The sequence below is a fragment of the Rhizobium sp. BK275 genome (assembly GCF_014193555.1).
Taxonomy (GTDB): Bacteria; Pseudomonadota; Alphaproteobacteria; order Rhizobiales; family Rhizobiaceae; genus Rhizobium.
The window spans coordinates 354,946-368,588 of the sequence record NZ_JACHZL010000002.1; the positions used below are offsets into that span (position 1 = coordinate 354,946).

The following is a 13,643-nucleotide window of genomic DNA, read 5'->3' on the forward strand; positions in this document are numbered from 1 at the left end:
GCCTTTCACGTGAAGTTATTCTCGTTATCCACCAAGTCCGGTAGCGCCGCGTCGGAAGCCGCGACCGCTCCTGTCGATAAGGCCCGTTATCAGGGCACGCTGATCGCGCGCGGTCTGACCAAGACCTACGCGACGAGGCGCGTCGTCAATGGCGTTTCACTCGTGGTGCGACGTGGTGAGGCGGTCGGTCTCTTGGGGCCGAACGGCGCCGGCAAGACGACCTGTTTCTACATGATCACCGGCCTCGTGCCGGTCGATGAGGGAACGATCGAAATCGACGGCAACGATGTGACGACGATGCCGATGTATCGCCGCTCACGCCTCGGCGTCGGCTACCTGCCGCAGGAAGCCTCGATCTTCCGTGGGCTCACAGTGGAGGAGAATATCCGCGCCGTCCTCGAGGTCCATGAAAAGGACAAGGCGGCGCGCGAGCGCAAGCTGGACGAATTGCTTGAGGAGTTTCACATCGCCAAGCTCCGCAAGAGTGCGGCCGTGGCTCTCTCGGGCGGTGAGCGCCGACGCCTGGAAATTGCTCGTGCGCTTGCGACCGACCCGACTTTCATGCTGCTCGACGAACCCTTTGCCGGTGTCGACCCGATCTCGGTTGCCGATATTCAGAACCTCGTGCATCATTTGACGGCACGCGGTATCGGTGTTTTGATCACCGACCACAATGTGCGTGAGACGCTGGGACTGATCGACCGGGCCTATATCATTCATGCCGGCGAAGTGCTGACGCATGGGCGTGCGAACGACATCGTCAACAATCCGGAAGTGCGGCGGCTTTATCTGGGCGACAATTTCAGTCTCTGAACCAATCCGGGGCGACAGAAAATTACGGCTGCGGTATAGGTTCCGCTTGACCAAATAGGATAAAAAAGCAATTTTTGGGCCAACTTGGATTTCCGTGGCCTGAAAACTTGATCGGGCGCGGTTTCCTGGAGGAGTCGAGGGAGTTTCGCGTCCGCCATGGCCCTGTCTGCCAATCTTTTTCTGCGACAGAACCAGTCCCTGGTGATGACACCGCAACTGATGCAGTCCATCCAGTTGCTGCAGATGACGCATGTCGAACTCACGCAATTTATCGCCCAGGAAGTGGAGAAGAATCCGCTCCTTGAATTCCCGTCGGGCGAAGGTGAGTCCGGCGAACGTGGCGAAGCCGCCGACGAACCCCACCCCCCGCAATCGGAGGATGCGGGCGACGGCGATTATGAAGGCCGCGACGAAACGCTTTCCGCCGACTGGTACGACAATGGCAGCCCGAGCCGGCTGAGCGATGAGCTGGACGCCAATTACACCAATGTCTTCCCGGATGACGGGGCGCCGCAGCGGCTTGATGCCCCGGAACTCGTCAGCCAGTGGAAGTCGATGCCAGGCAGCGCCGAAGGTGCTGACAATTACGATCTTGATGATTTTGTCGCCGGCCAAGTGTCCCTGCGCGATCATCTTGCCCAGCAGATACCCTTTGTGTTGCCCGATATGGCTGATCGCCTCGTCGCCCAGAATTTGGTCGATCAGCTTGACGATGCGGGCTATCTGCAGGCAGATGTCGCCGAAGCCGGCGAGCGTCTCGGTACTGATGCAGAAGATATCGAGCGTGTGCTCTCGGCACTGCAGACGCTCGATCCGCCAGGCGTCTTTGCCCGCAATCTCGCCGAATGCCTGGCGATTCAGCTCCGCCAGAAGGATCGTTACGATCCCGCCATGCAGGCGCTGGTCGAAAATCTCGAATTGCTGGCACGGCGTGACTTCGCCACGCTGAAGCGCCTCTGTGGCGTCGATGAGGAAGACCTGCTCGACATGCTCGCAGAAATCCGCCAGCTCAATCCGAAGCCCGGCAGCGGTTTCGAGGCCGGCGTTTCAGAGGCGATCATGCCCGATGTTGTGGTCCGCCCCTCCTCGGATGGTGGCTGGCTGGTCGAGCTCAATCCGGATACGCTGCCACGGGTCCTCGTCAACCAGTCCTATTTTTCGCACGTAGCGAAGAACGGCGAGGATCATGCCTTCCTCTCCGAATGCCTGCAGAGCGCCAACTGGCTGACGCGCAGCCTCGACCAGCGCGCCAAGACCATCATGAAGGTGGCGAGCGAGATCGTGCGCCAGCAGGATGCCTTCCTGTTGCACGGCGTCGATCATCTGCGGCCGCTGAACCTGAAGACAGTGGCCGAGGCGATCAAGATGCATGAATCGACGGTCAGCCGCGTCACCTCGAATAAGTACATGCTGACGCCGCGCGGGCTCTTCGAGCTCAAATATTTCTTCACGGTTTCGATCAGCGCCGTCGAGGGCGGTGACAGCCATTCGGCTGAAGCAGTCCGCCACAAGATTCGCACGCTGATCCTGCAGGAAAACCCCGATGCGGTGCTTTCCGACGACGACATCGTCGATATGCTCAAGAAGGGTGGGATCGATCTTGCCCGCCGTACGGTCGCCAAATACCGCGAGGCGATGAACATCGCCTCTTCTGTCCAACGCCGTAGGGAAAAGCGAGCGCTGGCCAAGGTCGCCGGTTTCTGATTTGCAATGCTTGGGCGAGTCATTGATCGCCGCTTGGAGCCGCTGATGGCGGAGGCGTCCCCATTTTATGGGATTTTCACTGCACGTTTTCCGCGTATACTAGACATCGCTTTGGCGGGCTATTGACTTTCCGGGAGGCCGTCGCTAGAAGCCCGCCGCAATCGGAGCAGCGAAGGGCATCCGGGCATTATCCCCATCATCCTCAAGGCACCAGGGACACGCAGACTTGAGCTCATCTTGCTTGAGATTGCGCGAAGTGCTTGGATGAGGTTGAGGCTTGGCGTAAACTGATACTCGCAAACGACCATAAGAAGGGAAACTCCATGAGTGTGCGTGTATCCGGTAAACATATGGAAATTGGTGACTCCTTCCGTCAAAAGATCGAGGACCAAATTGGTTTGGCCGTCACGAAATACTTCGACGGGGGATATTCCGGTCAGGTGATCGTGGAAAAGTCGAATTCTCGTTTTTCCGCTGATTGCAAGCTTCATCTCGATAGCGGCGTCGTGCTGCATGCAGCAGGCGAGGCCATGGATCCGCAGATTGCCTTTGATGCGGCATCCGAGCGTATCGAGAAGCGCCTGCGCCGCTACAAGCGGAAGCTCAAGGATCACCACTCCGGAAATCATCTGAACGGCAGCGGCTTTGCAGAAGTCGCCTACACGGTCATGGACGCGGTTCCCGATCATGAAGACGAGGTCCCGGACGATTTCGCTCCGGCTATCGTCGCCGAAAGTACGAAGCAGCTGAAGACGATGTCCGTCGCAACCGCCGTCATGGCGCTCGACATGACCGACGAGCCGCTTCTCCTGTTCCGCAGCCCCGGCAAAGAACAGCTCAACATCGTTTACCGTCGTCACGACGGAAATATTGGCTGGATCGATTCGGCCAATATCAAAGGCTGAGATCAGGGCGAGGGAGTGGCGCAGGGCGCGGCTCCCTCGGAAGCTTGGTCTTGGCGACAGAAGGAAAAAGAAATGGCATTGGCAGATTTGCTGCACCAGGATGCGATCATTCCCGCCCTCAGGGTAAATTCCAAGAAACAGTTGCTTCAGGAATTGGCAGCAAAAGCCTCCAGGACTACCGGGCTTTCCGAACGGGAAATCTTCGATGTGATCCTGCAGCGCGAACGCCTGGGCTCGACCGGCGTCGGCAACGGCATCGCCATTCCCCACGGCAAGCTCGTCAATATTCACTCCATCGTCGGTATTTTCGCCCGGCTTGAACAGCCGGTCGATTTCGAAGCGCTGGACGACCAGCCGGTCGATCTGGTGTTCCTGCTGCTGGCGCCGGAAGGCGCCGGCGCCGATCACCTGAAGGCGCTTTCGCGCATCGCGCGCGTGCTGCGCGATCATGATCTGGTCGCCAAGCTGCGCGCGACCGACTCCGCCTCGGCGATTTATGCCTTCCTCAACGAAGAGCAGACGTCGAACGCTGCCTGAAGCTGGCGATCTATCCGGAATGCAAAAGGCGCCCGAGTGATCAGGCGCCTTTTTCTTGTTATGCGACCAGCAATCAGAACTCTTCCCAATTGTCCTGGGCCACAGCGGCCGAGCCGCGGGACTGGGCAACGGCCCGGCGCGGTGCCGGAGCAGCGGCGCGTGGTGTCGGCGCAGCCGGTGCGCGCATCTGCTGTGCGGTGGAGCGCAGTGCTGCCGCGGCATTGCCCTGGCTGGAGACACGGAAACGGGTGACCAGTGTTTTCAGCGTCTGAGCCTCGTCGTTCAGTGTCACGCTGGCTGCGGTGGTTTCTTCCACCATCGCGGCGTTCTGCTGCGTGACCTGATCCATCTGGTTCACGGCTTGGTTGATCTCCTTCAGGCCGACGGCCTGTTCGCTGGCCGAAGCTGAGATCTGGCGGATGAGACCGTTGATGCCCATCACCTGCTCGGCAATCTTGTGTAGCGTCTCGCCGGCGCGCCCGACGAGATCGACGCCTTCCTTGACCTGGACGGCTGAGGTGTTGATCAGCGTCTTGATCTCCTTGGCGGCATTCGCCGAACGCTGGGCGAGTTCCCGGACTTCCTGCGCGACGACTGCAAAGCCCTTGCCGGCTTCACCGGCGCGCGCAGCCTCGACACCAGCGTTCAGAGCCAAGAGGTTCGTCTGGAAGGCGATTTCGTCGATGACGCCGATGATGCGCGAAACTTCCGTCGACGACTGTTCGATACCGTGCATGGAGGCAATCGCCTTCTGCACCACTTCACCTGATTTCTCGGCGTCTTCGCAGGCGAGATTGACGTTGTCAGCGGCCGTCCGGGCGTTCTCGGCGCTGGAATTGACCTGGGCGGTCAGCTCGTTGAGCGCTGCCGCCGTCTCTTCCAGGCTTGCCGCCTGCTGCTCGGTGCGCTTGGCAAGGTCGGAGGCGCTATTGCTGATTTCGCCCGTACCGGAGCCGATATTGACGACGCTGAGGCTCATCGTATTGATGGTTTCCTCGAGGCTTGCCAGAGCGGCATTGAAGTCTTGCTTCAGCTTGCCGTATTCGCCGGGGAATTCCTCTGTAATGCGGTGGCCGAGATTACCCTGTGACAGTTCGGAAAGGCCTGCACCGACGATCGAGACGATGTGACGCTGCAGGTTGACCGATTGTTGGCGTTCCGATTCCGAGCGACCGCGTTCGGTTTCGGCCGCGAGGCGCTGATTGTCGGCCTCGGCTTCGAGACGCCGCGTATCGGCAAGCGCGAAGCGGAAGCCTTCGAGAGCCTTGGCGACCGAGCCGATTTCATCGGCACGGTTCTGGCCGGCAACCGTTTCGTCGTATTTTCCGTCGCTCAGCGCCTTGACGCTGGAAACGAGGCCAGCGAGCGGACGCTGAACCAGCGAGCGGACGGCGAAGTAAAGGGCGAGCAGCACGGCGCCGAGCACGATGATGCCGTTGATGACCATCATGAAGGTCTGGTCCTGAACCGGCGCATTCATCGCCGTGTGCGGGACGTCGACCAGCACGACCCAGTTGGCGTTCAGGCCGGGAACGGCGAAGGGATAGACGACACGGTCGAAGGGATCGAGGCCATCGAAGCTGAGGTTCTTGACGAGGCCGACCTTCATGGAGGAAAGCGCAGCCTTCACGTCAGCCGAGCCAGGATTGTCGCCATAAGGCTTCGACATCAGGTCGGGGGTCGGAGCGACGATCCAATTGCCGTTCTGGGCGATCAGCGTCACACGGCCGGAGCCGAAGGGGCGCAGCGCCTGCACCTTATCGGTGAGCGACTTCAGCGAAATATCGACGCCTTCCACGCCGATCATCTTGCCGCCGGACATGACCGGATAGGCAATCGAGGTCAGCAGCGTGGGAACGTCGGTGCCTTCGGCGAGGTAGGGCGCGGTGATCGCGCCCTTGCCGCTATCGGCAGCAAGCTTCCACCATTCGGCGGTGTAATCGTTGTCGAAGGTCGAGAACTGGATGTCGCCGGTCCTGGTCTTCGACCAGTAGGGCGTAAAGGCGCCGACCTTGTTGGTGCCTTCGTCGTTGTTGTTGGCGATTTCCGTGGTCTTGCCGTCGAAGGCGCCAAGCTGCTCGCAGAACCAGCTGCCGAAGGCGAAAGCGTTCTGTTCGAGATTGGCCTTCAAAATGCTGATGATGCCCTTGCGGTCGAGGATCTTGCCTTCATGCCCGCGTCCGACGACGCCCGACATGGTGCGGGCAGCGCTCGCGAGCTCCCCGACATTGGCTGCAATCTCATTGGCGATCGATTTGGCTTCCGAGTTAGCCTGATCCAGCGTCAGGGTCTGGACGCGGTTACGGGTCTGGTCGATGAGGAAGAGGTTCGAAACGACAAGCACCAGTGCAATGGCGGCGCCGGTAATGACGATGAGCTTCGCCGCAAGCGATTTCATTCTGAAAATGAACATAGGTTCCTCGGGGCAAGGACGCACCGAAGGGCCATTCTCCGGCGCAGCGGGTAAGGCACGCTCTATCATGGAGCTGCCATTGGGGGTGACCGCCTCGACGATGAGCGAGGCGGTGATCGCCCGAAGGATCGCCGGAAACCTCTTAAATTTGAATGAAATTCTATATGTCTCGGCAGCAAATCCTGCACACCACCCCAAAACTAGGGGCCGTGTTTCATAACCAGTTCGCGGCTGGACTGGACTATATTCTGTCTGCGACCTCGGCTGCGAGCGGAATGGAGGGCTGAGCGCCCGGCTTCAGGCAAGCGAGCGAACCGGCGACCGCTGCGCGGCGCAGCGCCGAGTCGAAATCCAGCCCCTCATCGAGGCTTGCGGCGAAGTAGCCGCAGAACGTATCGCCTGCTCCGACAGTGTCGACAGGTTCGATGATCAGGCCTTGCGCGCGAGAAATCTTGCCACCCCGGATCGCGATGACCCCATCGCCGCCGAGCGTGACGATCAAGGTCTGGCCGGTTTCCGCATGCAGGCGCTCCAATGCCGCCTCGCGATCGTCGGCAGTCATGTTTTCCTGTCCCGCCAGCCGCTCGAATTCGGTCTCGTTGGCAATGACGATGTCGGCCAGCCGGCCGAGACGCGGCGCATCCGGAATGAGCGGCGCGAGATTGAGAATGCTGGTAATGCCCTTGGCGCGAGAGGCAGCAAGCGCACGTTCGACCGCCTCGACCGGAATTTCGAGCTGCAGCATGAGTATATCGCCCTCGTTCATGGCGTTGACGGCAGCCTCGGCATTGTCGCCGCTCACCTTGCCGTTCGCGCCGGGAATGACCGCGATCATGTTCTCGCCGTCGCCACCGACGAGAATGAGGGCTATGCCGGTCGGTCCCTCGACATGGCTGACGAGGGAAAGATCAGTGCCGGCGCCATCGAGCAGGTCAAGGGCGTCCTCGGCAAAGGCATCCTTGCCGACAGCGCCTGCCATATGGACATAGCGGCCCGCGCGTCGGGCAGCGAGCGCCTGATTGGCGCCCTTGCCGCCGGCTGCCGTCGCAAAGCTGTTGCCGGCAACCGTTTCGCCGGGCTTCGGCAGGCGCTCGGTGGTGGCGATGAGGTCCATGTTGATGGAGCCGAATACTGTGATCATGGAATGTCCGTCCCTTGCTTCGGGCGCGACACTGCCGAAGGGATCACTCCTCGTCAACCACCCTGAGCTTAAGCAGTCCGGTCCTGCTTTCGACAGATTTCGCCGGCGGCTCACTCACCTGCGCCTGTTTGCCGTCACCACTCGCTTCAAATTCCAGCGCCTCGATCTTCGCGCCGCGCTTGGTGAGCTTGTCCGCCGAGGTAATGATCTGGTCCACGTCGCGCTGCGTCTGGGAAAAATGTCCTTGCAGCTTGCGCACGCGTTCGTCGAGCCGGCCGAGATCGTCCATGAGGAGGGCGACTTCGCCCTGGATGACGTGCGCCTGTGCCCGCATGCGCTGGTCTTTCAGAACGGCCTGGATGACCTGGATTGACAGCATCAAGAGCGAAGGCGAGACGATGACGACACGTGCGCGGTGAGCCTTCTGCACGATCGCCTCGAAATTCTCGTGAATTTCAGCGAAGATCGATTCCGAGGGAACGAAGAGGAAAGCCGTGTCCTGCGTCTCTCCCTGGATCAGATATTTCTCGGAAATATCCTTGATATGGACTTCCATGTCTCGGCGAAACTGCTGGGCGGCAAGCTTGCCCGCATCCGGTCCGCCTGCATCGCGGATCGCGTTCCACGCTTCGAGCGGAAATTTGGCATCGATGACGAGCGGCGGTGCTCCGTTCGGCATTCGGATCGTGCAGTCCGGTCGCGAGCCGTTGGAAAGCGTCTGCTGGAAGGCATAGGCGCCCATAGGCAGGCCATCGGCGACGATCGTTTCCATGCGGGACTGGCCGAAGGCTCCGCGCGTCTGCTTGTTGGAAAGAATGGCCTGCAGCCCGACGACATCCTTGGCGAGCGTCTGGATATTGTTCTGGGCGACATCGATCACCGCCAGGCGCTCCTGCAGCTTCTGCAGGTTGTCATGCGTCGATTTGGTCTGCTCGGTCAGCGTCGAGTTCATGCGTTGCGACATGCCGTCGAGCCGCTGATTGATCGCCTGATTGAGCTCGGCCTGCCGTGCACCAAAGACTTCCGTCATGGTCGAGATGCGCCCCTGCATCTCGGCCTGAATTTTCAGAAGTTCGGCCATGCGCGCTTCGCTTTCTGCAGCGCGAAGATTGGCCTCTTCTGCCTCTTCGCGACGAATGCCGGCGCTGCGCAGCGCAAACACGATCGTCACGAGAATGATGACGGCGAGCGCACCGCCAGCGAGCGCAAGCACGCCAGGGCTCAGTATGGGCAGGGAAATGGTGAGTGAGTCGGGTGTCATGGTCATACCACACCATAACAAAATGGCCGGCGATATCCAGATCAAAACGTGAACAGTCCACGCTGGCCTTTTCAGTGCTATCCAGCTACTTCGCTGTAACAGAAGAAAAATTAGCGATGCGTTTAACGATTGCTCAACCATATTCGCCAAATCTGGCGTCGTTATCCCCTCCGCATTCGCGCCAGATAGAGATCGTCCATGACTCCCCAGCAGACCGACAATGCCCTCAGGCAGCGCCTTGACTTCATTGAGCTTGACGATGAGGCGCGCAAGAACCTGCGGGAGCTGCGGCCGGCGATCTCGGAGCTTCTCGGCGGCGCACTAGACAAATTTTACGGCAAGCTTGCAAAGACCCCGGCTGTCGCAGGCTTTTTCTCCGACAGGGCTCATATGGGCCACGCCAAGAAGCGTCAGCAGGAGCATTGGGGCAATCTTTCTGGCGGCAATTTCGACGAGCGCTATGTGAGCGGCGTCACGGCCGTCGGCCGCACCCATGCCCGCATCGGCCTGGAGCCGCGCTGGTATATCGGCGGTTATGCGCTTGTCATGTCGGAGCTCGTCCGCGGCCTGATGGAAAAGCAGTGGCCATCGCTCTTTGCCCGCCAGCAGGGAAAGGCGCTCGCCGAAAAGCTGACTGCCGTCATCAAGGCGGCGATGCTCGACATGGATTATTCCATCTCCGTCTATCTCCAGGCGCTCGAGGAAAAACGCCACGCGCTGGAACAAGAACGTGCCCGCTCCGAAGCCGATCAGGCGCTGGCGCTGGAACATCTGCGCTGCGGCCTCGAAGCGCTGTCGCGCGGCGATCTCGAAGCAACGCTTCCCTCGGATCTGCCCGGTAATTTTCGTGAGATGGCAGAGGATTATAACAGGGCTGTCAGCGCCCTTCGTGATTCTTTCACTTCCGTCCGCGCGACCTCCAGCTACATTCTCGAAGGTGCCGATGTGATGTCCAAGGCGACGGACGATCTCGCCTTGCGCACCGCGCAGCAGGCAGCCGGCGTCGAAGAAAGCTCGGCCGCGCTGCAGCAGCTCTCCGTCAGCGTCAGCCAGACCGCCGCCAATGCCGAGAAGGCGTCTGGCGCCGTGCGCGAAACGCAGGAGAAAGCCAAGAATTCCGGCGAACTCGTCACCAGCGCCGTTTCGGCCATGGCCGGCATCGAGAAGTCTTCCACCGAGATCGCCAAGATCATCGGCGTCATCGATGAGATCGCTTTCCAGACCAACCTGCTGGCGCTGAACGCCGGCGTCGAAGCCGCCCGTGCCGGTGATGCAGGCAAGGGCTTCGCCGTCGTCGCGCAGGAGGTTCGTCAGCTTGCCCAGCGCACGGCCGATGCCGCCAAGGAGATCAAGAACCTGATCTCTGAAAGCTCCACGCAGGTGAACGAGGGCGTCAACATCGTCAGCAGCACCGGTGAGGCGCTGAGCGACATGATCAGCCGCATCGACATCATCAACAGCTTCGTTGCAGATATCGCCGCCGCTGCGCGCGATCAGGCGACCGGCGTCAACGAGGTGAGCGTGGCGATCCGCAATATGGACACCATCACCCAGCAGAATTCTGGCATGGTCGAGCGTACGTCCGCCGAAACCCGCAGGCTGAAGGATGAGGTCGAAAACCTCATTGAGCTGCTGCAGCGTTTCCGCGCACGCGCCGAAGGCCGTCAGGTTGCGGGTGCCGCTCGCCGCGCAGCCTGACAATCCGGACAAAAACCGGGCAGCCGCTGCAAAAAACCGCAATCCCTGCCCAGCGGATGATTCCCTAGTGTGAAAAGATGGGTTATGGGAACGCCATGACCATCAAGCCACTCATCATTCTTCCCGATCCGGTTCTCCGTCAGGTTTCCAAGCCGATCGAGCGGGTCGACGCCGATCTCCAGCGGCTCTCCGACGACATGCTGGAAACCATGTACGACGCACCGGGCATCGGCCTTGCCGCGATCCAGATTGGCATTGCGCGCCGCATGCTCGTCATCGATCTGTCGAAGGAAGGCGAGGATAAGCAGCCGCTCGTCTTCATCAATCCGGAGATTGTCAGCTCCTCGGACGACCGGTCCGTCTATGAGGAAGGCTGCCTTTCCATTCCCGACTACTACGCGGAGGTCGAACGCCCCGCGAAAGTCACGGTCAAATATCTGGATCGCGAAGGCAAGGAACAGAGTGTAGAGGCCGATGGGCTTCTGGCGACCTGCCTCCAGCACGAGATCGATCACCTGAACGGCGTGCTCTTCATCGATCATATCTCGCGGCTGAAGCGCGAAATGGTGATCAAGAAGTTTACCAAGGCTTCCAAGTCCAAGGCACTCTAAGCGGGCTGGCAGCGGCATGTACGAAAGACTTCGAGCGGGCTTTATTATGAGCCGGCAAACCCGTTTGGAGACGGTGATCCTCAATTGGTGAGATAGAATGTCTCTTCGTATCGTTTTTATGGGAACGCCCGAGTTTTCCGTCCCGACGCTGCGCCTGCTTGTGGAGGCCGGCCACCAGATCGTTGCCGTCTATACCCAGCCGCCGCGGCCCGGTGGACGACGCGGGCTCGATCTCCAGAAATCGCCGGTACACCAGGCGGCTGAGCTGTTCGGCCTGCCGGTCTTTACGCCGGTCAATTTCAAAGACCCCGAAGAGCGTGAACGTTTCCGCGCGCTCGGCGCCGATGTCGGCGTCGTCGTCGCTTACGGCCTGCTGCTGCCGGAAGCAATCCTGACCGGCACGCGTTACGGCTGCTATAACGGCCACGCTTCGCTGCTGCCGCGCTGGCGCGGTGCTGCGCCCATCCAGCGGGCGATCATGGCCGGCGATGAAAAGACCGGCATGATGGTCATGAAGATGGACAAGGGTCTCGATACCGGCGACGTCGCGCTCACCCGCGAAGTTGAGATCGGCCCGAACATGACAGCGGGCGAACTGCACGACAGACTGATGCATGTTGGCGCAAAGGCGATGGCCGAGGCCATGGTCAAGCTGGAGATGGACGATCTGCCGCTCACCCCCCAGCCGGCCGAAGGCGTGCTCTACGCCGCCAAGATCGACAAGGCAGAAACACGCATCGATTTCAGCCGCGACGCCAAAGACGTTCACAATCATATCCGAGGCCTCGCGCTCTTCCCGGGCGCCTGGTTCGAACTCGAGATCAACGGTAAAGCTGAGCGCGTGAAGGTGCTCGGTTCCGAACTTACGGCGGGTGAGGGTACGGCCGGTACACTTCTGACCGACGATCTCGTGGTTGCCTGCGGAGCGGGCGCTGTCCGCCTTACAAAGCTGCAGAAGGCCGGTGGCAAACCGCTCGCCGCCGGCGACTTCCTTCATGGTACGCCGCTTGCCGCGGGCACGAGGCTCGCCTGATGCCGCGATACCGCATGATCGTCGAATATGACGGCGGCCCTTATGTCGGCTGGCAGCGGCAGGACAACGGGCCGTCGGTGCAGGGCGCGATCGAAAAGGCCATCTTTTCGGCAAGTGGCGATACCGTTTCTATTCGTGGTGCGGGGCGCACCGATTCAGGCGTGCATGGCATGGGGCAAGTCATCCATGCCGATCTTTCGAAGGACTGGTCGCCTTTCAAGCTTCAGAATGCGCTGAATGCCCATCTGAAGCTTGCTCGCGAGAAGGTGGCGATCCTCAGTGTCGAGGTGACGAGCGAATTCTTCGATGCCCGCTTTTCCGCACTCCGCCGGCACTATCTCTATCGCATCATCAGCCGACGCGCGCCGCTGGCGCTGGAAGCGGGCAAGGCATGGTGGGTGCCGAAGGTGCTGGATCACGAGGTCATGCATGCCGCAGCCCAGACGCTCGTCGGCAAGCACGATTTCTCGACGTTCCGTTCAGCCCACTGCCAGGCAAACAGTCCGGTGCGCACGCTCGACCGGCTGGACGTGACCCGCAATGGCGAACTGATCGAGATCCGCGCCACCGCCCAGAGCTTCCTGCACAATCAGATCCGCTCCTTCGCCGGAACGCTGAAGCTGGCGGGTGAAGGCAAGTGGACGTCAGATGATGTGCGCGCGGCACTGGACGCTCGTGATCGCAAAGCCTGCGGTCCCGTGGCGCCGCCGGACGGGCTCTATTTCATGCAGGTGGATTATCCCGAGGTGATCACCGATCGCCGCAAACCGATGGATGAAAACGATGACGGTGACGATCTGTCGTAATCCGGCCTGCGGCACGTCGCGCAACACGCTGGCCGTGATCTGCTTGCCCGGCGAAGAAACCGCGAAGTGATCGAATATCTGAAGACGCTGCCGACGCGATGCCAAGGGCGTCAATCCTCGCTGATCAAGCCGGATAGACGCCGAGGAAGTTCTGCAGATATTCCGACAGCATCATCGATGGCACCAGCAGCACCAGCGTGAGCGCTCCGACCATCAGGGCATGGCCATGGCAGATCATTCTGAGGATACGCGCCAGCACGAAGACCTGCGCCAGCATGAAGACGAGCAGCAGCAGCGACACGATACCAACCGAGTCCGGCAGGAAGAACACGAACGCCAGCAGCAGCCCGTTGATATAGGCGAGCGGCACGTTGAGCCAGTTGACGCCGACGACGACAGGCGCGAAACGCTCGCCCATACGCACGGCAAGCAGCAGCAGGCCGGCAAAGACCAGCGGCACGAACCAGTTCGCAAGTTCTACGAGCCCAAGCCGGAAGTAGAAGGGAAATCCGACATCGGTTTCCGGCGGCATGGAGCGGAGATAGGCATTGCGCCACCAGAGCCATGAAATGCCCGTTGGCGGCAGGCACCAGATGATCGCCCAGAAGGAACGGTTGACGCCGCGATCCGATATGTCGAGGAAGCGGAAACCGCGCGGATCGAGCTTGATCAGCAGCCAGATGCCGGCGAGATAATATTGAACCTCTCTAAAGCCCGGCAT

The 13,643-nt window shown here is 60.5% G+C and carries 12 protein-coding genes and 1 pseudogene; 9 read left to right on the top strand and 4 right to left on the bottom strand.

Annotated features, from left to right (window positions below; genetic code table 11):
• Window positions 1-9: 9 nt before the first annotated feature.
• The 4 genes from lptB to ptsN all read left to right on the top strand — a co-directional run bounded on the left by lptB (window position 10) and on the right by ptsN (window position 3,959).
• Window positions 10-813, top strand: a complete 804-nt coding sequence (gene lptB / locus FHT82_RS07650) for an LPS export ABC transporter ATP-binding protein (protein ID WP_183727986.1) — start codon at window positions 10-12, stop codon at window positions 811-813.
• A gap of 156 nt (window positions 814-969) precedes the next feature.
• Window positions 970-2,517 (top strand): RNA polymerase factor sigma-54, encoded by a 1,548-nt coding sequence (rpoN, locus tag FHT82_RS07655; protein ID WP_183727988.1) that lies wholly within the window; start codon window positions 970-972, stop codon window positions 2,515-2,517.
• Window positions 2,518-2,840: 323 nt separating this feature from the next.
• Window positions 2,841-3,422 (top strand): ribosome-associated translation inhibitor RaiA, encoded by a 582-nt coding sequence (gene raiA / locus FHT82_RS07660; protein ID WP_183729185.1) that lies wholly within the window; start codon window positions 2,841-2,843, stop codon window positions 3,420-3,422.
• A 72-nt stretch (window positions 3,423-3,494) separates the two neighbouring features.
• Window positions 3,495-3,959, top strand: coding sequence for a PTS IIA-like nitrogen regulatory protein PtsN (ptsN, locus tag FHT82_RS07665; protein WP_029868958.1), 465 nt, complete (start codon window positions 3,495-3,497; stop codon window positions 3,957-3,959).
• Between the two features lie 73 nt (window positions 3,960-4,032).
• On the opposite strand, the gene FHT82_RS07670 is transcribed toward ptsN, so the two are convergent.
• The 3 genes from FHT82_RS07670 to FHT82_RS07680 all read right to left on the bottom strand — a co-directional run bounded on the left by FHT82_RS07670 (window position 4,033) and on the right by FHT82_RS07680 (window position 8,780).
• Complete coding sequence (locus FHT82_RS07670) at window positions 4,033-6,372, bottom strand: methyl-accepting chemotaxis protein (protein WP_183727990.1); 2,340 nt, start codon at window positions 6,370-6,372, stop codon at window positions 4,033-4,035.
• A gap of 241 nt (window positions 6,373-6,613) precedes the next feature.
• Window positions 6,614-7,513, bottom strand: coding sequence for a ribokinase (locus FHT82_RS07675; protein ID WP_183727992.1), 900 nt, complete (start codon window positions 7,511-7,513; stop codon window positions 6,614-6,616).
• 43 nt (window positions 7,514-7,556) lie between these two features.
• Window positions 7,557-8,780, bottom strand: coding sequence for a DNA recombination protein RmuC (locus FHT82_RS07680; RefSeq protein ID WP_183727994.1), 1,224 nt, complete (start codon window positions 8,778-8,780; stop codon window positions 7,557-7,559).
• Between the two features lie 192 nt (window positions 8,781-8,972).
• Between FHT82_RS07680 and FHT82_RS07685 the strand changes: the two genes are divergently transcribed.
• From FHT82_RS07685 to FHT82_RS07705, 5 genes and pseudogenes are all read left to right on the top strand, one after another.
• Window positions 8,973-10,472, top strand: coding sequence for a globin-coupled sensor protein (locus tag FHT82_RS07685; protein WP_183727996.1), 1,500 nt, complete (start codon window positions 8,973-8,975; stop codon window positions 10,470-10,472).
• A 95-nt stretch (window positions 10,473-10,567) separates the two neighbouring features.
• Window positions 10,568-11,083 carry a peptide deformylase gene (def, locus tag FHT82_RS07690; protein WP_183727998.1) on the top strand — a complete coding sequence of 172 codons (516 nt, stop codon included), beginning with the start codon at window positions 10,568-10,570 and terminating at the stop codon, window positions 11,081-11,083.
• Window positions 11,084-11,180: 97 nt separating this feature from the next.
• Window positions 11,181-12,116: a methionyl-tRNA formyltransferase gene (fmt, locus tag FHT82_RS07695; protein WP_183728001.1), complete on the top strand. Its 936-nt coding sequence runs from the start codon at window positions 11,181-11,183 to the stop codon at window positions 12,114-12,116.
• The gene (gene truA / locus FHT82_RS07700; RefSeq protein ID WP_183728004.1) at window positions 12,116-12,922 is read left to right on the top strand and encodes a tRNA pseudouridine(38-40) synthase TruA; all 807 of its coding nucleotides are present in this window, start codon (window positions 12,116-12,118) and stop codon (window positions 12,920-12,922) included. The genes fmt and truA overlap by 1 nt, the downstream gene beginning before the upstream one ends.
• Window positions 12,900-13,021, top strand: a pseudogene (locus FHT82_RS07705) (arsenate reductase (glutaredoxin)); the annotation flags it as partial. The gene truA and the pseudogene FHT82_RS07705, both read left to right, overlap by 23 nt.
• Before the next feature lie 25 nt (window positions 13,022-13,046).
• On the opposite strand, the gene FHT82_RS07710 reads toward FHT82_RS07705, so the two are convergent.
• Window positions 13,047-13,643 carry a hypothetical protein gene (locus FHT82_RS07710; RefSeq protein WP_183728007.1) on the bottom strand — a complete coding sequence of 199 codons (597 nt, stop codon included), beginning with the start codon at window positions 13,641-13,643 and terminating at the stop codon, window positions 13,047-13,049.

Coding starts and splice junctions, on each gene's coding strand:
- FHT82_RS07710 (WP_183728007.1), bottom strand. CDS start 13,643: ATGCCGGGCTTTAGAGAGGTTCAATATTATCTCGCCGGCATCTGGCTG.
- def (WP_183727998.1), top strand. CDS start 10,568: ATGACCATCAAGCCACTCATCATTCTTCCCGATCCGGTTCTCCGTCAG.
- FHT82_RS07680 (WP_183727994.1), bottom strand. CDS start 8,780: ATGACCATGACACCCGACTCACTCACCATTTCCCTGCCCATACTGAGC.
- truA (WP_183728004.1), top strand. CDS start 12,116: ATGCCGCGATACCGCATGATCGTCGAATATGACGGCGGCCCTTATGTC.
- FHT82_RS07675 (WP_183727992.1), bottom strand. CDS start 7,513: ATGATCACAGTATTCGGCTCCATCAACATGGACCTCATCGCCACCACC.
- ptsN (WP_029868958.1), top strand. CDS start 3,495: ATGGCATTGGCAGATTTGCTGCACCAGGATGCGATCATTCCCGCCCTC.
- raiA (WP_183729185.1), top strand. CDS start 2,841: ATGAGTGTGCGTGTATCCGGTAAACATATGGAAATTGGTGACTCCTTC.
- fmt (WP_183728001.1), top strand. CDS start 11,181: ATGTCTCTTCGTATCGTTTTTATGGGAACGCCCGAGTTTTCCGTCCCG.
- FHT82_RS07685 (WP_183727996.1), top strand. CDS start 8,973: ATGACTCCCCAGCAGACCGACAATGCCCTCAGGCAGCGCCTTGACTTC.
- rpoN (WP_183727988.1), top strand. CDS start 970: ATGGCCCTGTCTGCCAATCTTTTTCTGCGACAGAACCAGTCCCTGGTG.
- FHT82_RS07670 (WP_183727990.1), bottom strand. CDS start 6,372: ATGTTCATTTTCAGAATGAAATCGCTTGCGGCGAAGCTCATCGTCATT.